This is a genomic window from Microbulbifer variabilis ATCC 700307, from assembly GCF_000380565.1.
Lineage (GTDB): Bacteria > Pseudomonadota > Gammaproteobacteria > Pseudomonadales > Cellvibrionaceae > Microbulbifer > Microbulbifer variabilis.
Window position 1 is genome coordinate 626735 of record NZ_AQYJ01000029.1, and the last position, 23112, is coordinate 649846.

Below are 23112 nucleotides of genomic sequence, written 5' to 3' on the forward strand. Positions count from 1 at the left end.
AAGACCGCTTTGATCTTCCGTTATAGATTATCGCTTTCGGCGAGGTCGATTGCGGTTGAGTGCTGGTTTTGTTCGGGGTTTGGGGGCGCCAAAAACCTCTTCTGTTCGATACTCGCCAGGCTTTAATGAGTCGAGCTTCCAGCTGCCTATCGCCACCCGGATTAGCCGCAGGGTAGGGAAGCCGACCGCTGCAGTCATCCGCCTTACCTGGCGATTCCGCCCCTCGGAAATAGTCAGCTCCAGCCAGCTGGTTGGAATCGACTTGCGTTCGCGAATTGGCGGTGTGCGGGGCCAGGGCTCCATATCAGGCAGGCGCCTGGCCTTGGCCGGTGCGGTTCGGCCATCCTTCAGGTCTACCCCTTGCCTGAGCATATAAAGAGCATCATCAGTAATTTCACCCTCCACCTGGGCCCAATAGGTCTTGGGCATCTTCCGCTTGGGGTGGCTGATTTGATGTTGTAGCGCTCCATCATCAGTCAGCAGTAGTAAACCTTCAGAATCGTAGTCCAGGCGGCCCGCCGCATAGAATCCCTTGTGCTGGATATAGTTAGCCAGAGTGGCGCGATCCTGATCATCTGTAAATTGGCTTAATACGCCAAAAGGCTTGTTGAGGAGAATAATCTTTGCCATAAGAAAAATTGAGTATTGTAATCCAACTACAAAAATTAACCGAGGCTGCTATAATCCCGCCGTTTTTTATCCCCGCCCAATGGTCCCGGGGGAGCGGTGCAAGCAACGCTGGACCTAAAAAGTCATAGAATTTTGGGAGTTTACGCAATATGGGTCATATCCAAGTGCCGGCAGACGGCGAAAAAGTTACAGTCAATTCCGACGGTTCGCTGAATGTTCCGAATCGCCCGGTTATTCCTTTCATCGAGGGTGACGGCATCGGTGTGGATATCACCCCGGTAATGCGCAAGGTGATCGACGCGTCTGTAGAAAAAGCTTTCGGCGGCGAAAAGAAAATCGAGTGGATGGAAATCTACTGCGGTGAGAAAGCGGCAGAGACTTACGCTGGCGACTGGTTCCCGGCTGAAACCCTCGAAGCGATCAAAGACTACGTTGTTAGCATTAAAGGCCCTCTGACCACTCCAGTAGGTGGAGGCTTCCGTTCCCTGAACGTTGCCCTGCGTCAGGAGCTGGATCTGTACGTATGTCAGCGCCCGGTGCGCTGGTTCAGCGGTGTACCTTCTCCGGTTAAAGAGCCGAACAAGGTAGACATGGTTATCTTCCGTGAAAACTCCGAAGATATCTACGCTGGTATCGAGTGGAAAGCCGACACTGACGAAGCTAAGAAAGTTATCAAGTTCCTGCAGGACGAGATGGGTGTTAAGAAGATCCGTTTCCCTGAGAACTGTGGTATCGGTGTTAAGCCGGTTTCTGCAGAAGGTACCAAGCGTCTCGTGCGCAAGGCTATCCAGTACGCTGTCGACCAGGATCGCGATTCTGTAACCCTGGTACACAAAGGCAACATCATGAAGTTCACCGAAGGTGCCTTCGCTGATTGGGGTTACGAGCTGGCTCGCGACGAGTTTGGCGCTCAGCCGCTGGACGGCGGCCCCTGGCACAGCTTCAAGAACCCGAAGACTGGCAAGGAAATCGTTGTTAAGGACGTAATTGCTGACGCTATGCTGCAGCAGATCCTGCTGCGTCCGGCGGAGTACGACGTAATTGCTACCCTGAACCTGAACGGTGACTACCTGTCTGACGCACTGGCTGCACAGGTTGGTGGTATTGGTATCGCTCCGGGCGCAAACCTGTCCGACGACGTTGCCCTGTTCGAAGCGACTCACGGTACTGCGCCCAAGTACGCTGGCCAGGATAAAGTTAACCCGGGCTCCCTGATTCTTTCCGCTGAGATGATGCTGCGTCACCTGGGCTGGAACGAAGCTGCTGACCTGGTAATCAAGGGCATGGAAGGTGCTATCGAAGCCAAAACTGTAACCTACGATTTCGAGCGTCTGATGGACGGTGCTGAGCTGAAGTCCTGTTCTGCGTTTGGTGACGAAGTTATCAAGCACATGGCATAAAGGTGCCAAATTGGATGCCGGGCTTTGAGGCTCAGTTCCGATAGTAAAAAGGCCCTTCACTGTGCAGTGAAGGGCCTTTTTTTGCGTGCGAACTTGCCGCAATAAGGCTAGTCGAGAGCCTCCGCTTCCTTTTCTCTCGCGCTCTCGGCATAGGCCGGTTCGGAGTTTGGAATGGAAGGTTTGCTGGCAGTGGGCATATCGCCCGAGGGCACAGTAGAAATATTGGCGGCGTGGTAGCCTTTATCGCCCCTGACGATATCAAAGGTGACTTGCTGACCAGCTTTCAGGGTTCGGTAGCCTTCCATCTGAATGGCGGAATAGTGCGCGAACAGATCCTCCCCTCCTTCATCTGCAAGAATAAACCCATATCCCTTTGCGTTGTTGAACCACTTCACGGTACCGGTAGGCATAACGAATTCCCTCTAATTGCCTGAGTGACCAGTTGGCCACCTTACAGAGTTTTTATATTTATTTGACCTGCGGATTAATCGACTGCGATCCTATCTGCGATTAACGGCTGTGAACGTGCAGGCACTAACTCTTGTAGTCAACTGGTATGGGAATGTCAAGAAACGCAGGTGGACTCTGTGATGTCTCTGTGTCGTTGGTCAAATAAGGTTACAATGGCAGGTTGTTGATGGTTGCGCAGGTTGCAACATCGAGGCTTTAAAAAATTCATTGATAATTGTTATGAGTATTCCGCAGATCATTACACTAAGCTCCGATATGTCAGAGGGAGACAGTTACGACTTGGAGGATTCCGATGGCGGGCTTGCACTGGAGGAGGCGCCACCCAAGTTAAAGCAGCCTCCCATGTATAAGGTCATTATGCTCAACGATGACTACACCCCCATGGACTTTGTTGTAGAGACTTTGGAACTGTTTTTTTCAGTCAACCGGGAGCGCGCCACGCAGTTGATGCTGCAAGTACACACGCGGGGAAAAGCAGTGTGCGGTGTCTATACTCGGGATATAGCGGAGACAAAGGCCGCGCAGGTCAATCAATTCGCCCAGGAGAATGAGCACCCCCTGTTATGCGAAATTGAGGCGGATGAAAGTAAAGAAGATTGATCTTGAATAGAGCTGCTTTTAAACAAGGGTCCCGTCACCTGAAGGGAATCAGCCAGGATATAGACGCCGGCAAAGGGTGCGCGCCTACCAGCGGAGTCGGCGGGAAATATTGGCGATTAGGGTTTGAGGTTTAGATGCTCAGCAAGGACTTAGAGGTAACGCTTAATCTGGCGTTCAAGGGTGCGCGCGCTAAACGGCACGAATTCATGACCGTAGAGCACCTATTGCTGGCGCTTTTGGACAATGAATCTGCGGCTGATGTGTTGCATGCCTGTGGAGCCGATCTAAGCGCGTTGCGACGTGAGTTGCTGGAGTTCGTAGACTCCACAACGCCATTAATCCCAGAGGCTGATACAGACCGTGAGACTCAGCCCACACTCGGGTTCCAGAGGGTCCTGCAAAGGGCCGTTTTCCATGTCCAGTCATCCGGTAAAAAGGAAGTCACAGGGGCTAATGTCCTCGTTGCTATTTTTTGTGAGCAGGAAAGTCAGGCTGTTTACTATCTGAAACAGCAGAGTGTTGCTCGTATTGATGTGGTGAATTACATCACCCATGGCATTTCCCGCGTAGGATCCAGTGGTAATAATCACCACCATGGCTCCGATACGACGCCTGAACAGGTTGATGAAGAGATCAGCGGGGGTGCAGAGCCAGGTGGCTCCGATCCACTGGAAAGTTATGCGACCAACCTGAACCAAGAGGCTATCCTCGGCCGCATTGACCCCCTGGTAGGGCGTGGGCCCGAAGTGGAACGGGTAACCCAGGTTCTGGCCAGGCGCCGCAAAAACAATCCGCTGCTTGTTGGTGAGTCTGGTGTTGGTAAGACCGCCATTGCTGAGGGGCTTGCTCGCCGTATAGTGGACGAAGATATTCCTGAACCGCTCAAAGACAGCACTATTTATTCCCTTGATCTTGGCTCCCTTCTGGCCGGGACAAAATACCGGGGAGATTTTGAAAAGCGCTTTAAAGCATTGTTGGCTGAATTAAAAAAGCGCGAGCACGCAGTACTGTTTATTGACGAAATTCACACGATTATCGGTGCGGGTGCGGCTTCCGGTGGAGTGATGGATGCCTCCAATCTGCTTAAGCCACTGCTTTCCAGTGGCCAGCTGCGCTGTATAGGCTCAACGACATTTACTGAGTACCGTGGGATTTTCGAAAAAGATCGGGCACTTTCCAGGCGCTTCCAGAAAATTGATGTCAGTGAGCCTTCGGTTGAAGAAACCATCCAAATCCTGCAGGGGTTACGGAGTTGTTTCGAAGACCACCACAAGGTGCGTTTTACCGATGCGGCCCTGGATGCCGCGGCACAGCTTTCCAGTCGCCATATCACCGAGCGATTCCTGCCGGATAAAGCAATTGACGTTATTGATGAGGCCGGCGCCTACCAATCCCTGCTACCTGCGGAGACTCGGAAGGAAGTAATTGGAGTTGGTGAAATTGAGTCCGTGATTGCGAAAATGGCCCGGATTCCAGCCAAGAGCGTATCGGCATCGGATAAGGAACAGTTATCCAAATTGGACGACAACCTGAAGATGGTTGTGTTTGGCCAGGATAGTGCCATTGAGGCGCTGAGTACGGCGATCAAGCTTAGCAGGGCGGGTCTCGGTGCGGAGGAGAAGCCCATAGGTTCCTTCCTCTTCTCTGGCCCAACCGGTGTCGGGAAGACTGAGCTGTGTCGCCAGTTGGCTAAAGTGATGGGAATCGAGTTGATTCGTTTCGATATGTCCGAGTATATGGAGCGCCATACGGTTTCCCGTCTGATTGGTGCTCCGCCGGGCTATGTCGGTTTTGATCAGGGCGGACTGCTGACTGATTCTGTGACCAAGCATCCCCACAGTGTTGTGTTACTGGATGAAATTGAGAAAGCACATCCAGAGGTGTTTAACCTGTTATTGCAGGTGATGGATCACGGTACTCTGACTGACAATAACGGCCGCAAGGCTGATTTCCGCAATGTTATTCTCATCATGACCACCAATGCAGGTGCTGAGCTGATGAGTCGGCGTTCTATTGGCTTTTCAAATCAGGATCACTCCACCGACGGCATGGAGGAGATCAAGAAAATGTTCACGCCGGAATTCCGCAATCGCTTGGATAGCATTATCCAGTTCGGGTCATTGCCGCTGGATGTGGTGAAGACGGTGGTGGACAAGTTTATTGTTGAGCTGCAGGCGCAACTTGATGATTCCCGCGTAACCTTGGCTGTAGATGATGAGGCCCGCGAGTGGCTGGCAATTCGTGGTTATGATGAAAAAATGGGTGCGCGTCCAATGTCGCGCCTGATTCGTGACAAGCTGCGCAAGCCCCTGGCCGAAGCTGTGTTGTTCGGTGAATTGGCAGAAGAGGGTGGGCGTGTTGCGGTCACTATCGAGGGTGATGAGCTGGCGATAAAAACTGCGGTTCCAGCCTGACTTTACGTCAGGTTCAACCGAAAAAAGCCACCTTGCGGTGGCTTTTTTTTTGTCTGGACAAGCGGCCCGTAAGGCACTTCCCCAGGCGAGCAGTTTAACGGGCGCGGTAAGTAATGCGGCCCTTGCTCAGGTCGTAAGGGGTGAGTTCCACCTTGACCTTATCGCCAGTGAGGATACGAATGTAGTTTTTGCGCATTTTTCCAGAGATGTGCGCAATTACCACGTGTCCGTTTTCCAGCTTTACGCGGAAAGTGGTATTTGGCAGGGTGTCAATCACCTCGCCTTCCATTTCAATATAATCGTCTTTTGCCATGCGGCAGCAACCTTCAAATAACTTGATCAGACCATTTACCCCGGTGGCGCTTTGGCCTAGCCGCGGCTTGACGGGCGAGCATTTTGCACGAAAAGGCTGAATAGAGCAAAGGGCGTGTGCTAGTGCTTTAGAGAGACTTCAGGCTCCAGCGGTTTTCCTTAAGCATTTCAATCGGTCGAAACTGGCTTTTGTAGGCCATTTTGTGGCACTGCTCTATCCAGTAACCCAGGTAGAGATTGGGGAGTCCGAGTCGCCTGGCCCATTCAATCTGGTAGAGAATGCAGTAACTGCCCAAGCTGCGCTTGTCCTCATCCGGGTCGAAGAAAGTATAGATGGCAGAGAGGCCAGCAGTGAGCAGGTCAGTAACAGCTACTGCAACCAGCTTGCCTCTAGCGCGCAACTCAATATAGCGGGTGGCTCCCCAAGCCTGGCTCAGGAAACTTCGGTATTGCTCCCGGCTGGGTGGATACATCTCTCCGTCGGCATGGCGTTGCTCAATGTAGCGAGCATACAACTCGTAGTGCTCGTCAGTATCAATAGACTCGATGTGGAAGATATCCAGGTCTCGATTGCGTTTCCAGCAGCGGCGCTGGTTGCGATCTGGTACAAACAGGTTCACCGGCACCCTTGCCGGAATGCAAGCCCTACATGTGGCACATTGTGGGCGGTATAGGTAGGCGCCACTGCGGCGGAAACCCAGCTCGGACAGACGGTTGTACAGGCGTTGGTCCACCTCTGTCTGGGGGTCCACAAATACCGTGGTGGCCTCCCGGTCCGGCAGGTAGCCGCAGGGGTGGGGCAGCGTGGCCAGCAAGCGTACAGAATCCAGTTGCGAATATTTACCCATAAGTCCAACAAAGCTTCCAAGGCTGTGGAAATGCGGGCTGTCTAATTCCGCTTTCCAGCAATTGTTCGAAATCCCTACGGCACAATTCAATGGCCCCCAGGCTGGTCAGGTGCGGGTTACTAACCTGGCAGTCGACGAGCGGGCAGCCCCACAATTCTAATTGCCGAATGAGGTGGACAAAAGCGACTTTGGAAGCGTCTGTTTCTCTGTGAAACATCGACTCGCCAAAGAACACTTTGCCAATGGCCAGTCCATAGAGTCCTCCAGCAAGCTTGCCCTCTCGCCACACCTCTACAGAGTGGGCATGGCCGAGATGATGCATATCTACGTAGGCCTGGCACATCTCATCAGTGATCCAGGTGCCATCTTCGCCGGACCTGGGCGCGCGGCAGGCATCGATGACCTCCTCGAATGCCTGGTCAAATGTAACCTGAAAGGCTCCGCGGCGCAGTACTTTGCGAAGGCTTCGCCCGATCTTAAAGTCGTGGGGAATAACTACACAGCGTGGTGAGGGGCTCCACCAGAGAATGGGTTGCTCGTCGGAGTACCAGGGGAATATCCCGCGTCGGTACGCTGCGAGCAGCCAGTCTGGTGATAGGTCACCGCCAACTGCGAGCAAACCGTTGGGATCATCCAATGCCGCTCTAGTAGGGGGGAAGTCGATATGGTTTTCATCGAGCCATATCAAGCGGCTTTGGGTATTCCTTGCCACAAGCTGACTCCTGTCCGAGGAGATGGCGGGGGTCCGGGCGGAGAGATTCCACCCGGAGTGGGAGGGTGTTACTGGGCGTCCAGGAAGCGCTCGGCGTCCAGGGCCGCCATACAGCCGGTGCCGGCAGAAGTTACAGCCTGACGGTAGATATGATCAGAGACGTCACCGGCTGCAAATACGCCGGGAATGGATGTTTGGGTGGCATTACCCTCCAGGCCGCTTTGAACGATGATATAGCCACCATTCATTTCCAGCTGACCTTCAAAGATGCCGGTATTTGGCTTATGGCCAATGGCGATAAATACACCGGACACATCCAGCTCTTTGGTGGAGTCGTCCTGGGTGCTACGAACCCGCAGTCCCGTTACGCCGTTGTCATCGCCCAAAACCTCGTCCAGAGTGTGGTGCCAGCAAACCTTGATGTTGCCGTTTTCCACTTTTTCCATCAGGCGGTCCTGCAGAATTTTCTCCGCACGCAGTTCATTGCGGCGGTGAATCAGGGTTACTTCACTGGCGATATTGGACAGGTAAAGCGCCTCTTCAACGGCGGTGTTACCACCACCTACAACTGCTACTTTTTGATCGCGGTAGAAGAAACCATCGCAAGTTGCACAGGCGCTCACACCGCGCCCCTGAAAGGCTTCCTCGGACGGAAGACCTAAGTACTGGGCTGAGGCGCCAGTAGCGATGATCAGTGAGTCACAAGTGTAAGTCTCATTGCCCTTGAGGGTGAATGGGCGCTGGTTGAGGTCAACAGATTCAATGTGATCGAAAATGACCTGGGTGTCGAAACGCTCTGCGTGTTGCTGCATTTGTACCATCAAATCTGGGCCCTGCAGATCAGGGATGCCGCCCGGCCAGTTTTCAACTTCGGTTGTGGTGGTCAGCTGCCCACCTTGCTGCATACCGGTGATAACTACAGGATTCAGGTTAGCGCGGGCAGCGTAAATGGCGGCAGTGTAGCCTGCGGGGCCCGAGCCGAGAATGATCAGTCGATGATGATTGTTGCTCATGAAATTCTCTTTAAGACTGTCGGTGTGCAAAGTTTCCCCGGCGAACCGGGTTTCACAAGTCTGGCTACTTTTTGATCAGCCGAGACTATCAAGTTGGCGGATATAATAGGCGATAGTTACAAATGGGCGAAATAGTTTGCCTTAATTTGTTCCATTGGAAAGTGCTATCTGTGAGAGAGGTGTGTGACAGAGGCTCCCCCGACAGTGGTTAAATGATGACAGATCATATGAATAAATTACCTTAGCAAGATAAGCTAATTCATTGATATATATGAAATTATATTTAATCAAGGTTAATTCTTGGAACGGAACAAGGTTGTGCCTAAAGGTTAGGCGCCAGCCAGTTTTATATTGGTTCAGATGTTGCCCTTGGATTTTAGGTAGGGGCAGGTGGGGGCCTGAGACTGTCAGCAGCAGGATAGGGCACCCCGCCCTTATTTCAGTTTGAATGAGGCAGTCCAGACCTTCGCATCAGTGAGAGATAGTGGATGACGTTTTTTCTATCCGGCCACTTTTTGTTTTGAAGCCCTGTGGACACCATCGTGCAAGCCAGCACGACCACCGGACTTGGCGGAGATCGTATCGCTCAGCCTTAAAGCCAGGTGCGATATTGTTGCGGATGGGTACAATGTCTGCACTGTGGATGTTCTTGGCGCCACAAAGATTTCCCCGGAAGTGTTGAAGTCTTCGTTAAAGACGCCAGGCATTGCCCTCCAAAAGGAATATTTTGATGCGGTGGTGCACAAAATGGGCTTGCACTAGGTGATTAGTGTTGATCAGCCAATAGTCATTCAGGGGGCTTATTGAGATTGAAGCCTGGAGGACGGCTCATAGTTTGGGGGTTATTGCCTGGTACTGGCATTCTGCAGGCTGCTTTTATAGATTTTGTACAAAAATTCAGCATGCCAGTTCATTGTGAGTCCCAGGCGTTTGATTGCTAATTTCTCTGAGAGAATCAGTTGCTATGGCACTTCAAGAGTGCTGGCTTTGATGAAGTAGTACAAGTTTCTGTACTGTCTATCGTTTTAGTATGGAAGCCATAGTGGGTGCTGAATTGGCCGAAAACCGCAGTAAACTGGTTGCTTTGAACCGGTTTGCGCGAAATAGGATACCGGTGAGCCTAAGACATGGGGCATCCTGGAAGGAAAGTGGGGAGGATCCATCTATCAAGCTATCTACTGCTTCTTTCGCGCATATAAGCCAAGTTGGCGAAAAACAAATGTGCACAATCCGCGAGCGAACTAACTGAATGTTACTCATAAAAAGACTAGGGTAGAGAGCTGGATAGAAAACTGGGTCAAAGTTAGATGGTAAGGCTGGCCCCAGCTGAGCTGAAAAGCTTTATATTTAGCCAATCTTCAAAAAATCGGCATAAATTTTAGACAGGTGCCGGTTTTGCTAATCATTCTACAAACAACAAATTAGTATTGAGGTAAGCCATTGAAGGCCGAAAGTGCTACTGAAGAGACCTCTGACAAGAGCGGTGCTTTGCCGGATTCACTGATCGCCCGTTTGATTCGCGAAGGCGCATTGATCAGTTTACTAGCTGGGGCGTTATTACTCGCGATCAGTCTGCTGAGTTACGACTCTCAGGATCCCGGTTGGTCCCATACCGGGCAGTCCAGTCAAATTCACAATGCTATCGGCCCAGCTGGCGCTTGGCTTGCGGATGTATGTTTGTCACTGCTTGGTTGGATGGCTTACATATTTCCATTGCTGATCGGCTTGCGCGCATACCGTATTTTGCGTGATCGCAATGCTCGCTTCCATGGTCCTCTCTTTGCCCTCAGGGTTTTTGGATTAATCCTGGTGTTGGTCAGTGGCGCAGCGTTGGCGACATTATGTTTTGCTCCAGCGGACAACCCGTTACCGTTTTCCAATGGTGGAATTATAGGTGCAGCGCTTTCCAGTGCTACCGGTGCAAGCCTTGGTTATGTGGGAGCCACAATTTTATTACTGGCGATATTTGCTATTGGCATTACCGTGTTTACAGGCTTGTCCTGGCTAAAATTGGCGGAATCTATTGGGCGCAACGTGCTGGGATTGTTTGCTCTGCTCATTAGTTTTTATAAGCGCTGGCGCCAAAAACGAACCGAGGTGCGGGTAGCGCGTGAGGCCATAGTGGTGCGCAAAGCTTCGGTAGAAGAAGAAAAGCAACGTACAGCGAAGCGAATCCCGCCGAAGATTGAAGCCACAGCACCCAAGCCCAAGCAAAGCCCGCGTGCAGCCAAAGAGAAACAGGGAGAGCTTTTTAAAAGTGGTCCTGTTACCGGTACTTTGCCGCCTCTGGGATTATTGGACCCTGCCGACCAAAACAAGAAAGCAGGCTTCTCACGAGAGTCTTTGGAGGCCCTATCCCGGCTGCTTGAGTTAAAGCTAAAGGATTTTGGAGTGGTCGCTGAGGTGGTATCTGTTCTACCCGGTCCGGTGGTAACTCGCTTTGAAATCCAGCCAGCTCCAGGAGTGAAAGTCAGTAAAATTTCCAACCTGGCCAAAGACTTGGCGCGCTCCCTGGCGGTGATTAGTGTGCGCGTTGTGGAGGTAATTCCTGGCAAGTCAGTGGTGGGAATTGAGATTCCTAATGAGAATCGCCAGATGGTGCGTCTTAGTGAGGTGTTATCGGCAGATGTTTACGATAATGCCAAGTCGCCATTAACCCTGGCCCTGGGCCACGATATTTCCGGGCAGCCTGTAGTGGCTGATCTTGCGAAGATGCCACACCTTCTTGTAGCCGGGACTACCGGCTCCGGTAAGTCGGTCGGCATCAATGTAATGTTGCTCAGTCTGCTCTACAAGTCGACTCCTGAAGAGGTCCGCCTGATTTTGGTAGATCCAAAGATGTTGGAGTTGTCTGTTTATGAGGGCATCCCCCACCTTCTTACACCGGTTATTACTGATATGAATGATGCAGCCAATGGTCTGCGCTGGTGTGTTGGTGAAATGGAGCGCCGCTATAAGCTGATGGCTGCGATGGGTGTGCGCAACCTGGCAGGTTTTAACCGCAAGGTGAAGGAGGCGGAAGAAGCTGGGGAGCCACTTCTCGACCCATTGTGGCAACCGGATCCTGCTCTGAGCGTGCCCGAAGAGGATCAGACCGCTCCAGCGCTGAAATCGCTTCCCGCTATCGTGGTGGTTATCGATGAATTTGCCGACATGATGATGATCGTCGGTAAAAAAGTGGAGCAGTTGATTGCGCGCATCGCACAGAAGGCCCGTGCCGCAGGAATTCACTTGCTACTCGCGACCCAGCGCCCCTCAGTAGATGTGATTACTGGTTTGATCAAGGCAAATGTGCCTACCCGTATTGGTTTCCAGGTTTCTTCTAAAGTGGATTCTCGGACTATTCTCGATCAGGGTGGTGCTGAGCAGCTACTCGGGCACGGTGACATGTTGTACCTGCCCCCCGGCAGTGGTGTGCCTGTGCGGGTACATGGTGCTTTCGTGGATGACCATGAGGTGCATAAGGTAGTTGCAGATTGGGGGCGTCGCGGACAGCCAGATTATATTGATGGCATCATTGATGACAGCAATAACAGTATCCCAGTACCCGGCCTGCAATCTGAGGGAGGGGAGGATGAAGACCCAGAGGCTGATGCCCTCTATGATGAGGCAGTAGCCTTTGTAACAAAATCCCGGAAAGCCTCTATTTCTTCTGTGCAGCGCCAATTGCGTATCGGCTACAATCGGGCCGCGCGAATTATCGATGCCATGGAGGCTGCTGGTGTTGTTTCCCCTGCGGGGCATAATGGCAACCGCGAGGTATTGGCACCGCCTCCCGCTTAAGCTGAAGAGTCCGAAAAGGGGAGGTGGGGGTTAAGCTACAGTTCACTTGGCTGCGGCTAACCTTTAAGGAAATCAACACACTGGAATTCAATTATGAAAAGTGTTCTGCGCAACTTATTACTAAGTTTGACCGTTGCGACCAGTGCCGCCTGGGCCGATGCTACCGATGATCTCAGCAAACAGTTGCAACCACTGGCGGCGCTGTCTGGAAACTTCAAGCAGACCCTTATTGATGAGCGCGGGAAGGTAACCCAGGAGAGCAACGGTAACTTCTCTGTGCAACGGCCGGGAAAGCTCCGCTGGAAAACAGGGGAACCCTATGCGCAATTGTTGGTTACCAACAATAAAACCCTGTGGCTTTACGACCCGGACCTGGAGCAGGTAACCGTGCGGCCGGTTGACACCCGCATTAAGGAAACTCCGGCGTTGTTGCTTGGAGGCAAAGTAGAAGAGATCCGTAAATCCTTTGATGTAAATCTCAAAGATGGTGTTTATCACCTGACTCCCAAAAACCCCAAAGCCCCTTTTAAGGCAATGGAAATCCACTTTGCTAAGGATGGCTTGCCTGATTCCATGACTGTGCGTGATGGAATGGGGCAGACCACCAAAATTAAATTTAGCGGTATGAAGGCTAACCCGAAATTGTCCGACTCTATATTTAACTTTAAACCGCCAGCTGGTACCGACATTATCAAAGATGAGTGATCTGTTTCATTCCCCTCAAAGACACCAACCCCTGGCTGCTCGTATGCGGCCTAACTCTCTGGCCTCTTATGTGGGCCAGTCGCATTTATTGGGGGAGGGAAAACCGTTGCGCGAGGCGGTGGAGCGTGGTCAGCTGCACTCAATGATTCTTTGGGGACCACCGGGAGTGGGTAAAACTACTTTCGCCCGATTACTCGCCCAGGAGTGTGATGCTCGCTTTGCCACACTTTCTGCCGTACTGGCTGGAGTAAAGGATATTCGCCAGGCAGTAGCGGAAGCCGAGCAACACAGGATGCAATCCGGTCGCGGCACTATCCTTTTTGTGGATGAGGTTCATCGTTTCAATAAGGCCCAGCAGGATGCGTTTCTTCCCTATGTGGAGGAAGGCACTGTAACTTTCGTTGGCGCCACCACCGAGAACCCCGCTTTCGAGTTAAATAATGCGCTCCTATCGAGGTGCAGAGTTTATCTGTTACGCAGCATTCCCGAAGATGATCTAGCAGGCCTTTTGCAGCGTGCATTGAGAACCGATCAACAGTTGCTCGACCGCAATACCTGTGTACCAGATGAGTTGTTGCTCAAGATTGCGCGTGCGGCCGATGGCGATGCGCGCAGTGCGCTCAATCTACTCGAGGTGGCCTGTGACCTCGCCAAAGAGCAGTCGGGACAGTTGGTTGTCGATGAAAGTGTACTTGCTGAAGTGCTCAGCGCTGATGTGCGTCGTTTCGATAAAGGTGGTGATTATTTTTACGATCAGATTTCTGCCATGCATAAGTCTGTACGTGGTTCCGATCCAGATGCTGCACTTTATTGGTTTATACGGATGCTGGATGGTGGTTGTGATCCGCTTTACGTCGCCCGCAGAGTGGTGCGTATGGCCAGTGAGGACATAGGCAACGCAGACCCACGCGCATTACAGTTAGCTCTCAACGCCTGGGATGTGCAGGAGAGACTTGGCAGCCCAGAGGGGGAATTGGCAATCGCCCAGGCGATTACGTATCTCGCCGTGGCAGCGAAAAGCAATGCAGTCTATTCGGCTTATAAGCGCGCAGTTGCAGATGTACGTCGCGAGCCTAGCTACGATGTGCCGGTCCACTTGCGCAACGCGCCCACCAAGCTGGCAAAAAGCTTGTCCCATGGAGCTGAGTATCGCTATGCACATGACGAGCCCGATGCCTTTGCCGCGGGAGAAAACTATTTTCCAGAAGAAATTGCGGATCGCCAGTATTACCAGCCTGTCCCGCGGGGGCTGGAATTGAAGATCGCTGAAAAATTGCAGATGCTGCGCCGTCTCAATAGCGAGAGTGGCCAGCAGCGCTACAAACTCAAGCCATAGGTATTAGGGGGAAGCAGTAATGCAGTGGCTGGCTATTGCCGTTGGCGGTGCTCTCGGGGCAATCTTTCGCCACTTGGTTACTATATGGTGCTATCCGGTATTCAACGGTAAATTCCCCCTGGGTACCTTGGTGGTTAACATTGTCGGTTCATTTTTAATCGGAATTGCCTATATATTGATCACTCACCGTGCAATGCTCGGGGAGGAATGGCGGCTCCTGTTAATGACCGGGTTGTTTGGTGCCCTAACTACCTTTTCCACTTTCTCCCTAGAAAGCTTGATACTGTGGCACAATGGCCAGCCATTGGTGGCAATTGGCTATGTTGTCGGCAGCCTGGTGAGTTGTCTGTTAGCCACTGGAGCCGCCGTCGCCTTGGCGACACGCTATTTTTAACCCAAGTTTATTTAATTTTAAGTTGTAGGAGCCTGATAGCAGGCGAACTGGAAACGATGCTCGATCCCAAACTGATTCGCACGGATATGGACCAAGTGGCCGCAGCTCTAAAAAAGCGCGGTGTAGAACTGGATACTGCCAAACTGGAAACCCTTGAGGAGCGCCGCAAAGAATTGCAGGTGCGCACTGAGAGTTTGCAAAGCGAGCGCAATAGTAAATCGAAAAATATTGGCCGTGCTAAGGCCAATGGTGAAGATATTGCGCCCTTGCTGAAAGAAGTGGAGTCCCTTGGGGGTGAGCTGCAAAATGCCAAGCATGCATTGACTGAGTTACAGGAAGAACTCGATGCGATCCTGTCGGCAATCCCGAACCTGCCAGATGCATCTGTGCCTGAGGGCGAGAACGAAGATGATAACGTTGAGGTTCGTCGCTGGGGGCAGCCACGCGCATTCGGCTTCGAAGTTAAGGATCATGTGGATCTTGGAACCCAGTTGGGTGGCTTAGATTTCGAAATGGCCGCAAAGCTGACAGGCTCACGTTTTGCCGTAATGTCTGGCGAGGTCGCACGTCTGCACCGAGCCTTGGCGCAATTCATGCTGGATACCCATATCGAAGAGCATGGTTACCAGGAAACTAATGTACCGGTAGTTGTGAACAGTGACTCCCTCTACGGTACTTCTCAGCTACCCAAGTTTGAAGAAGACCTGTTCAAGCTTAAAGATGAACGTGGTTTCTACCTGATTCCAACTGCGGAAGTCCCACTAACCAATATGTACAGAGATCATATTGTTGAGGATGCAGAAACCCTGCCGCACAAACTGGTTGCTCACACGACTTGTTTTCGGTCTGAAGCAGGCTCCCACGGTCGTGACACCCGCGGCATGATTCGCCAGCACCAGTTTGAAAAAGTGGAACTGGTTTGGGTAACACGTCCGGAACAATCTGAAGAGGCTCTGGAAACCCTTACACAGAATGCAGAAACCATTCTGCAAAAACTCAATCTGCCATATCGCACTGTAGTGTTGTGCGGTGGCGATATTGGCTTCGCCGCCCGCAAGACCTACGATATCGAAGTTTGGATACCTTCCCAGGATAAATACCGCGAGATTTCCTCCTGTTCTCTAGTAGGTGATTTTCAGGCCCGCCGTATGAAAGCCCGCTGGCGCAATCCGGAAACTGGTAAACCGGAGCTGGTGCATACCCTGAATGGATCAGGGCTCGCAGTGGGACGAACCCTGATCGCGGTTTTGGAAAACTACCAGCGCGAGGATGGCAGCATTGAGATTCCTGAAGTGCTGCGTCCCTATATGCGCGGCCAGGAAGTTATCTCAGCTTCCTAAGGGCAGTTATCTGAAAGGGTGGGCTTTGTGCTTGCCCTTTTTTGTTGCCGGAACTTATTTTGCTCCGCCTGCTATTTGATGGAATAAAAAGTTGCGCTATTTACCCCTCGCATTTGATGTCAGACAACGCCCCTGCCTAATAGTTGGCGGTGGTTCTATTGCCACCCGTAAAGCGCGTTTGCTCAGTAAAGCTGGTGCGCGCTTGTTAGTGGTTTCCCCGGATATTACCGATGAGCTTCGCCAACTGGTGACAGATTCAGCTGGGGAATGGTTTGAGGCTGGTTATTCTGCTGAATATTTGCAGCGAACAGAACTGGTTGTGGCGGCATCTGACAGTACGGAAGTCAACGCGCAGGTCTCTGCCGATGCGCAGGCCGTACGCTTACCCGTTAATGCAGTGGATGCTCCGGATCTGTGTACTTTCACTTTCCCGGCAATTGTGGAGCGCGGGGATCTATCTATAGGGATCAGCAGCGGAGGAGCTGCCCCGGTCCTGGCACGAAGAATTCGTGCCCAGCTTGAGGCCTTGCTATCGCCGAGTGTCGCGTCCTTGGTGGACTTAGCTTCCCGGATGCGCGCTAAAGTTAAAGCGGCACTGCCAGAAAGCCGGCGTAAGAATTTCTGGGAGTGGGTATTTGCCGGGCCCGTCGCCAGTCGAATGGAAGCAGGCCAGCTGGCAGATGCAGAGAGAGAGCTACTTGAAGCGTTACAAGAGTGGCAAGGCAGCCCCAACCCAGTAGGGGAAGTTTACTTAGTGGGTGGGGGACCAGGAGATCCCGATCTTCTTACTTTTCGTGCATTGCGCCTGATGCAGCAGGCGGATGTTGTACTTTACGATCGTTTAGTATCTCCAGAGGTACTTGAGTTGGTACGTCGGGACGCCGAACGCATTTACGTTGGAAAAAGGAAGGCGTTTCACTCGGTGCCCCAAGATGATATCAACCAGCTACTGGTTGACTTGGCGAGTAAGGGGAAAAAGGTGTTGCGCCTGAAAGGCGGGGACCCCTTTATCTTTGGTCGCGGCGGCGAAGAGATCGATAGGCTGGCTGGAGCGGGAATCCCATTCCAGGTAGTACCGGGTATTACTGCGGCTGCGGGTTGTGCGAGCTATGCGGGTATTCCCTTGACGCATCGAGATCATGCCCAGTCGGTACGATTTGTCACCGGACATTTAAAGGAGGGCAATCTCGACCTGCCTTGGAGTGATCTGGCGTCGCCAGGCCAAACATTGGTTTTCTACATGGGCCTGACAGGGCTGCAGACAATTTGTACCGAGCTGACCCGTCATGGGTTGCCACCTGAAACACCTGCAGCTCTGATTGAAAAGGGGACTACGCGGGCGCAGAGAGTGACTGTGGGAGACCTCTCCACATTGCCAGCGCTGGCAGAAGAAAAAGCTGTGCGCGCCCCAACCCTGACCATTATCGGTGGAGTCGTCAGTTTGCATGAGAAGCTGAACTGGTACCAGCCTGGCTGAGAAAGTAGCCTGGAAGACCTGCGTGAGTTAGGGTCCAGCTGAGTTTGGCACAGAACCTATACTGAGAGTAATTTTTCAGTGGGGTTTGTGGCATGCTGCTGGCGATCCTTTGCTTTTATTGCACTAATATTGTGCGCTTTTTCCTTCCGCAACAGCGGGAGTTTCCATTAGTTGATCCAGCTGACTACTATTCCCGCCGTTACACTTATCATTACCGGCAAAAGAAAGAGTTGGTGAAATGGCTGTGGATAGGCGTTTCACTGGTGATGCTATGTTTCCCACTATTGCCTTTGGTGCTTGGGCTCAGCTTCTTCACCCTTTTCCTGTCTTTTGCCATTCTCGATGAAACGGCGTGACACCCCTGTATGAGGTGTCCTTGCAATTTTTACTTTAGTGAAGTGTGAGCTTGTAGTGGGTTTCCTGTTCAATCAGGGGGGAAGGGTTTCCCTCTACCCAGTCACGATGTCCGCTGTCGAAAAATGGGGAGAGGGGATGGCCACTCTGCCCGGTTGCCATATGGAATATTCCCAAGTCCTCACGTCCAGGTGAAATCACCATGCGCTCAGATGCCCCATGAGTGGGCGACTGGAACCGGGGCATATGTGTATCCCCCGCCAGTGCATCGCTGGGCATTGCAGCAAACCAGTTTATGGCAGGGATAGCTCTTGCAAGTGGGTGGCGAATAGTAGCCGTATTTTGAGCGCCCCAGGTTTGCTGCTGTAAAGGGCTTCCTGTTGCAGCCATTTTATCCAAGACCTGGTTCAGTGCTGCGAGTTTGAGGGCTGTCCAGGATTCAAAATCTGGATTAAGCAATTGCTGTGGTTCCTGCTGAGCCAGTGCCCAGATAGGATACTCAAATTGTCTTTTTAATTGGCCAAAAGAAAACTTGGGGTCAAACTTGCGCATGTAGGCCAGGATAGGAGCAGTGCTAAGTTCCATAAATTTAAGGCGGTAATTGCGCACAATTCGGTAGCCCACTGAATCGGCACTGGCGCGAGCGCCCCAATCCTGAACCTGCTGGTAAACTTCGCTATAGCCCTCCTGATTTTTTAAAAAACCAGCCAGGTGCTCTTGCCACCGTTGCAGGAATATAGCGCGGTCATCGAGTTGGATATTTAGTAAGCTTTGTTCGTCGAACTGCTCAAGAGCGAGCAACCCATCGCGAATTTGCTGCTGGCGGGCACCGAGGGCATAGCCGTGGTCACCCATCAATTTCAACCAGTCTCCGTCGGTTGTGCGGGCATTGGCGGTCCAGATACGGTGAGTGGGTGGATTGTAAATGCGTGGCTGCTCTTCGGTTGAAAGGTATCCATTCCAGTAGGCTTCTCCATCAGCCCAGCTGACTGAGCGACTACCATCAAAGCCAACACGACGGGGGATAGCCCCAGCCACAGTCCAGCCGATATTGCCATCCCGGTCACCGACAACAAAATTCTGGTGGGGAATGCCAATTTCTGGTCCAAGATCCAGAGCCTGTTGTGTGGTGGTGGCTGACTCAATGCGCAACAGGTTCATGTTGCCACCTCGAATATCATGGGCTATCCAGCGGTAGGCCAGCGGGACTCCACGATAGTTTTGGCCGATGACCGGCCCCCAGATTGTTTTGCGGATCTCTAGTGTCTCATCCTCTTTACCCTTAATTGCAATAGTTTCTTTCTCGAAGGTGAAGTCCCGCCAGCCATCCGGGGTTCGATATTTGGTAGCGCCCTCATTTAACTCCAGTGGGATAAGATCGCCCCAGTCACCGCCGGTATTGGTGAACCCCCAGGCTACCGCACCGTTACTGCCAGCCACAATAATTGGGCCGCCGGGTAGGGTGACGCCGCGTATTTTTCTATCGCTCCCGGGAATATTCCAACCGGCGCGATACCAGATGTTCGGAACACTTAACCCTAGATGCATATCATTGGCTAAGATGGCACTGCCATGCTCGGTCAATTTTCCACCAACTACCCAATTGTTACTGCCGTAAACTTTATCGTCGCTCTCCATCTCCTGATAAACAATAGGATCGTCCGCTTTCAGCAGTGTAGATATGGGGGTTTGGGGAACAGGGATCTCGGCTTCATTTGGGCCGAAAAGAGGGGCATCCCAAGTCCCGCCTGCAGGGAAAAAGAAAGCGTATAGGTCTTCAGGCAGGAGTTCGGCTAGCGCAGTATCGCGACGTTCAAAATTTCCTTCCTCACTTTGTAACGTCAAGTACATGCTGTAAGTTGCCAGCAAGCTGTCGGCGGCATTCCAAGGGCGGGGTTCTTGTCCCAGTAATAAATACTCCCAAGGTTTTGCTCCGAGTTGAGTCAAGCCGAAATTGACCCCTTGTACATAGTGATCGAGCAACTCACGTTGATCAGAGGGCATGACAGCAATATTTCGCTCTGCCCGCTTGCGAAATTGGTGCCTTCTCACCTTTTTATCTTTTTTCAAGGCGGCTTGGCCCAGTAACTCGGATAGTTCACCTGCGGAGTTGCGGCGCAACAAGTCCATCTGGAAAAAGCGCTCCTGTGCATGCAGAAAACCCAGGGCGAAGGCGGAGCTGTTTCGGTCCTGGGACTGAATCATGACCACCCCTTGGGCATCGCGCTGGATTACGACGGGCTCCTCAAGTGAGCCAGTTTCAATTTCGCCACTCAGAATTGGCAGGCTTGATCGCCACCAGGCCCAAATGGAAACTGCAGCCAGAACAAAAATGACTGCCAAAATAATTGGTAAGCGGAACTTCCAGCTTTTTAGATAGGACGTGCGCGCCATAATTCTTCCTGCAAAATATTATTTTATTGGGTCTTGGCCATATCGGGTTAGATTACCATTCGACTTGTGCGAGTTACTACAGAACACACATTGGTAACTTTTCGTGACGTTACTTTGTACACAATTTCCCACATTAACCTGTCTTTTCGCACATTCCTTCGCAAAACTGACCAGTCACCAGAAAAAGGTCATATCGGGGTTTTAAATCCGAAAATGCGATCGTAAGATGGCGTGGAATAACAAAAATAATAAACCGAGATCATCACGCTGTATAACAATAAACGCGAGGACGCGATGATGCACGATGTTGGTAGAACCGCAAAAACCCGTCAATTTAATCTATCTATCCTCTCTGGAGCCGTTGCCTTCATTACCGCTGTCAGTGGTAATGTGCAGGCTGCTGAAATTGAAGAGGTAGTAGTTACTGCCCAGAAGCGCGCGGAAAATCTACAGGAAGTTCCAATCGCGATTACCGCTTTTACTGGAGATAATATAAAAGAGTCAGGTGTCAAAAATCTGACTGACCTGGGGAGATATACGCCAGGCGTTGAAATGCACAATGATACTGCGCTGCAGCCTACTTACAGTGTGCGTGGCATCCAAACCAATGACTGGACCGTGGGATCAGATCCCGCTGTTGCTGTTTATGTGGACGGAGTTTATACCGGTCGTGGAGCTGGTGCCGAAATACCCCTAACCGATATCGAGAGGGTTGAAGTACTTAAAGGGCCACAGGGTACTTTATTTGGTCGCAATGCAACCGGCGGTGCGATCCATATCATCACCACTAAGCCGCAGGCAGATGACTCCACACAATTGAGTCTCACTGCAGGTAATTATGGGCGCCAGTCATCGGACTTACTGGTGAACCGCCAATTTACAGATAATCTGTATGGGCGCTTTTCTGCGTCGACCAATCGCCGAGATCCTTTTGCAGACAACTTAGCTGGCGGCTTCTCCGTAGGTGACCAGGATACCCAGACCTACCGGGCTTCTGTGTTATGGGAGCCTACTCAAGATACTGAAGTGTTGTGGCGTGCTGACTATGGCGTGATGGATCAGGGCAGTGCTTTACGTACGACTATAGTGCCCAGTCTACAGGGTGAAACAGACGTATTTGGCGATTTTGCCCTGGATACACCAACTATTGAGGATCGTGACTCTTTTGGTACCTCGCTGACAGTCACAAGCGATTTCGACAACTTCACTTTTACTTCGATCACAGCATATCGTGAATTCGATGCGCACCTCCAGCAGGACGAAGACGGCACTGCAAACCCGGATTATATGTTTGGCTCGGCCAATACGGACGATCAGAGCCAGTTCTCCCAGGAATTCAGGTTGAATGGAGCCACAGACAACATTAAGTGGACTTTGGGTGCTTCTTATTCCCAGGAGGAGGTAGACCATACAACTTATGCTTACTTCACCACCGGTTCAGTAGAATCCTTTGCTGTGTATGAGGGCGTTAAGGCCGCTTATCCTGACCTCACTCAAACAGAGCAAGAGGATATGGCGGTTATTACACGTCAACTTCTTCAGCAAGCTGGGCGTGAAGGTGTTGCCAGTGCCACTTTTGTGTATGACTTGATGCTCCAAACTGGGCAAGTAGATGCTCTACTTGCCGCCCTAGGAGCACCGAGTACGGTAACGGGAAGTATGCTGCAGGCTGATGCCGTAGTGGCGCAAATGATGGCTGGCTTTCAGCCTTGGGTTGCTTCAGATACGCCATGGAATGAGAGTGTTCGTAACACCGGGGATTATCGCTCAAGTGCCATATATGGAGATATGACTTGGAGTATCACCGACAAAATGGACCTTACGGTAGGTGCACGTTATACCTACGATCAAAAGGATTTCACGATTGAAACAGCCTATGGCAACAGTATTCCACTGTCACTTTCTGGTGGGCCAGTGCCCCTAGTCGATGGTGATGGAAATGTTATCGATGTAATCACGTTCCCAGAAATAGACCTGGGCTCTCAGCTATTTGGTATCGCCTTCTTTAATAATGGCCAGCCAGTTCTAGACTCCAAGTTGAGTGATAGCTGGAGTGATATTTCCGGTCGTATCGTGCTGGATTATCGTTGGACTGAGGAGATGATGACCTATATCTCTCTGGCTGATGGCTTTAAGGCCGGTGGGTTTAACAGCCTCAATTTTGGACCGGGCGTTGAACCCTCTTTTGATCAGGAGGATGTTGTTAACCTGGAGGTGGGTCTTAAGAGCAGCCTGTTTGACAATCGGGTACGCCTGAATGCTTCACTGTATAGCTATGAATACAAAAACTTACAGGAACTGGACCTGGTCGGTACTCCCATTCCCAGTTATAACCTGAGGAACTCCGATGCGGAGGGTACAGGTGCTGAGATAGAAGTGCAGTGGGCTGCGACAGACAACCTGTTCATTGCCGGTAATTACTCTTACTTGGATACCGAATTCACTGATTATCAAATCATCGAGGCTATTGGTGAAACGGAAGAAGACTCAAAAGTGGGTCAGGCAAGGGTTTCCACTCCAGAGAATAAATTTAATCTAATGGCAGAGTACACCGTAAACCTTGCCAGCGGAGGAGAATTTATTTTCCGTGGTGATTACAACTGGACCGATGAGCGGATTGGTTCGATTACTGATCGCACTCGTATCGTTGATGATTACCAGTTGTTTAACTTGCGAGCCGCCTGGAATAGTGCTTCGGATAATTATTCTGTAGCTCTCTGGGTACAGAACCTTACCGATGAGGAGATTGCCGGTGGCTATGGCGGCACAGGTGCGGCCATTGGCGCCAGTCCAGCGTGGCGATTTATGCCGAGAATGTATGGGGCTGATTTCACTGCACGATTTTAATTGAATATTTAATGTTAACATGATGAGAGTGCGGGCCGGTTTTACCGGCCCTTTTTTTTGCATAGTTCTGTTTCTGTAAACA

At 51.5% G+C, this 23112-nt stretch carries 19 protein-coding genes; 11 read left to right on the forward strand and 8 right to left on the reverse strand.

Features of this window, described 5'->3' with window-relative positions:
* Positions 1 to 27: 27 nt before the first annotated feature.
* Entirely contained in the window at positions 28 to 630 is a 603-nt protein-coding gene (locus G367_RS0121610; RefSeq protein ID WP_020415258.1) for a pseudouridine synthase, read from the reverse strand.
* A gap of 149 nt (positions 631 to 779) precedes the next feature.
* Between G367_RS0121610 and icd the strand changes: the two genes are divergently transcribed.
* Entirely contained in the window at positions 780 to 2030 is a 1251-nt protein-coding gene (gene icd / locus G367_RS0121615) for an NADP-dependent isocitrate dehydrogenase (RefSeq protein WP_020415259.1), read from the forward strand.
* A 107-nt stretch (positions 2031 to 2137) separates the two neighbouring features.
* On the opposite strand, the gene cspD is transcribed toward icd, so the two are convergent.
* On the reverse strand, positions 2138 to 2440 hold the full coding sequence (gene cspD, locus G367_RS0121620; RefSeq protein ID WP_020415260.1) for a cold shock domain-containing protein CspD: 303 nt from the start codon (positions 2438 to 2440) through the stop codon (positions 2138 to 2140).
* 280 nt (positions 2441 to 2720) lie between these two features.
* Here cspD and clpS point away from each other — a divergent pair, with 280 nt between their 5' ends.
* On the forward strand, positions 2721 to 3101 hold the full coding sequence (gene clpS, locus G367_RS0121625; protein ID WP_020415261.1) for an ATP-dependent Clp protease adapter ClpS: 381 nt from the start codon (positions 2721 to 2723) through the stop codon (positions 3099 to 3101).
* A 134-nt stretch (positions 3102 to 3235) separates the two neighbouring features.
* Complete coding sequence (gene clpA / locus G367_RS0121630; protein WP_020415262.1) at positions 3236 to 5515, forward strand: ATP-dependent Clp protease ATP-binding subunit ClpA; 2280 nt, start codon at positions 3236 to 3238, stop codon at positions 5513 to 5515.
* A 94-nt stretch (positions 5516 to 5609) separates the two neighbouring features.
* Here the strand turns inward: clpA and infA are convergent, their stop codons facing one another.
* The 5 genes from infA to G367_RS26305 all read right to left on the reverse strand — a co-directional run bounded on the left by infA (position 5610) and on the right by G367_RS26305 (position 9107).
* Positions 5610 to 5828, reverse strand: a complete 219-nt coding sequence (gene infA, locus G367_RS0121635; RefSeq protein ID WP_010130378.1) for a translation initiation factor IF-1 — start codon at positions 5826 to 5828, stop codon at positions 5610 to 5612.
* Between the two features lie 127 nt (positions 5829 to 5955).
* Entirely contained in the window at positions 5956 to 6675 is a 720-nt protein-coding gene (locus tag G367_RS0121640; RefSeq protein WP_020415263.1) for an arginyltransferase, read from the reverse strand.
* A complete protein-coding gene (gene aat / locus G367_RS0121645) occupies positions 6668 to 7387 on the reverse strand; it encodes a leucyl/phenylalanyl-tRNA--protein transferase (RefSeq protein WP_020415264.1) in 720 nt (239 codons plus the stop codon). The genes G367_RS0121640 and aat overlap by 8 nt, the downstream gene beginning before the upstream one ends.
* A gap of 68 nt (positions 7388 to 7455) precedes the next feature.
* A complete protein-coding gene (gene trxB, locus G367_RS0121650; RefSeq protein WP_020415265.1) occupies positions 7456 to 8400 on the reverse strand; it encodes a thioredoxin-disulfide reductase in 945 nt (314 codons plus the stop codon).
* 500 nt (positions 8401 to 8900) lie between these two features.
* Positions 8901 to 9107, reverse strand: coding sequence for a hypothetical protein (locus G367_RS26305; RefSeq protein ID WP_157533713.1), 207 nt, complete (start codon positions 9105 to 9107; stop codon positions 8901 to 8903).
* Between the two features lie 733 nt (positions 9108 to 9840).
* On the opposite strand from G367_RS26305, the gene G367_RS0121660 reads away from it, so the two are divergent.
* The 7 genes from G367_RS0121660 to G367_RS0121690 all read left to right on the forward strand — a co-directional run bounded on the left by G367_RS0121660 (position 9841) and on the right by G367_RS0121690 (position 17791).
* A complete protein-coding gene (locus tag G367_RS0121660; protein ID WP_020415267.1) occupies positions 9841 to 12183 on the forward strand; it encodes a DNA translocase FtsK in 2343 nt (780 codons plus the stop codon).
* Positions 12184 to 12276: 93 nt separating this feature from the next.
* Positions 12277 to 12888, forward strand: a complete 612-nt coding sequence (gene lolA / locus G367_RS0121665; RefSeq protein WP_020415268.1) for an outer membrane lipoprotein periplasmic chaperone LolA — start codon at positions 12277 to 12279, stop codon at positions 12886 to 12888.
* Positions 12881 to 14224 carry a replication-associated recombination protein A gene (locus G367_RS0121670; RefSeq protein WP_020415269.1) on the forward strand — a complete coding sequence of 448 codons (1344 nt, stop codon included), beginning with the start codon at positions 12881 to 12883 and terminating at the stop codon, positions 14222 to 14224. The genes lolA and G367_RS0121670 overlap by 8 nt, the downstream gene beginning before the upstream one ends.
* A 19-nt stretch (positions 14225 to 14243) precedes the next feature.
* Positions 14244 to 14618, forward strand: coding sequence for a fluoride efflux transporter CrcB (gene crcB, locus G367_RS0121675; protein ID WP_020415270.1), 375 nt, complete (start codon positions 14244 to 14246; stop codon positions 14616 to 14618).
* Positions 14619 to 14674: 56 nt separating this feature from the next.
* Entirely contained in the window at positions 14675 to 15958 is a 1284-nt protein-coding gene (gene serS / locus G367_RS0121680; RefSeq protein ID WP_020415271.1) for a serine--tRNA ligase, read from the forward strand.
* A 91-nt stretch (positions 15959 to 16049) separates the two neighbouring features.
* Positions 16050 to 17435, forward strand: a complete 1386-nt coding sequence (cysG, locus tag G367_RS0121685; protein WP_020415272.1) for a siroheme synthase CysG — start codon at positions 16050 to 16052, stop codon at positions 17433 to 17435.
* Positions 17436 to 17527: 92 nt separating this feature from the next.
* Entirely contained in the window at positions 17528 to 17791 is a 264-nt protein-coding gene (locus tag G367_RS0121690) for a hypothetical protein (RefSeq protein WP_020415273.1), read from the forward strand.
* A 34-nt stretch (positions 17792 to 17825) separates the two neighbouring features.
* On the opposite strand, the gene G367_RS0121695 is transcribed toward G367_RS0121690, so the two are convergent.
* On the reverse strand, positions 17826 to 20183 hold the full coding sequence (locus G367_RS0121695) for a penicillin acylase family protein (protein WP_020415274.1): 2358 nt from the start codon (positions 20181 to 20183) through the stop codon (positions 17826 to 17828).
* A 294-nt stretch (positions 20184 to 20477) separates the two neighbouring features.
* Between G367_RS0121695 and G367_RS0121700 the strand changes: the two genes are divergently transcribed.
* On the forward strand, positions 20478 to 23030 hold the full coding sequence (locus G367_RS0121700) for a TonB-dependent receptor (protein WP_020415275.1): 2553 nt from the start codon (positions 20478 to 20480) through the stop codon (positions 23028 to 23030).
* Positions 23031 to 23112: the final 82 nt, after the last annotated feature.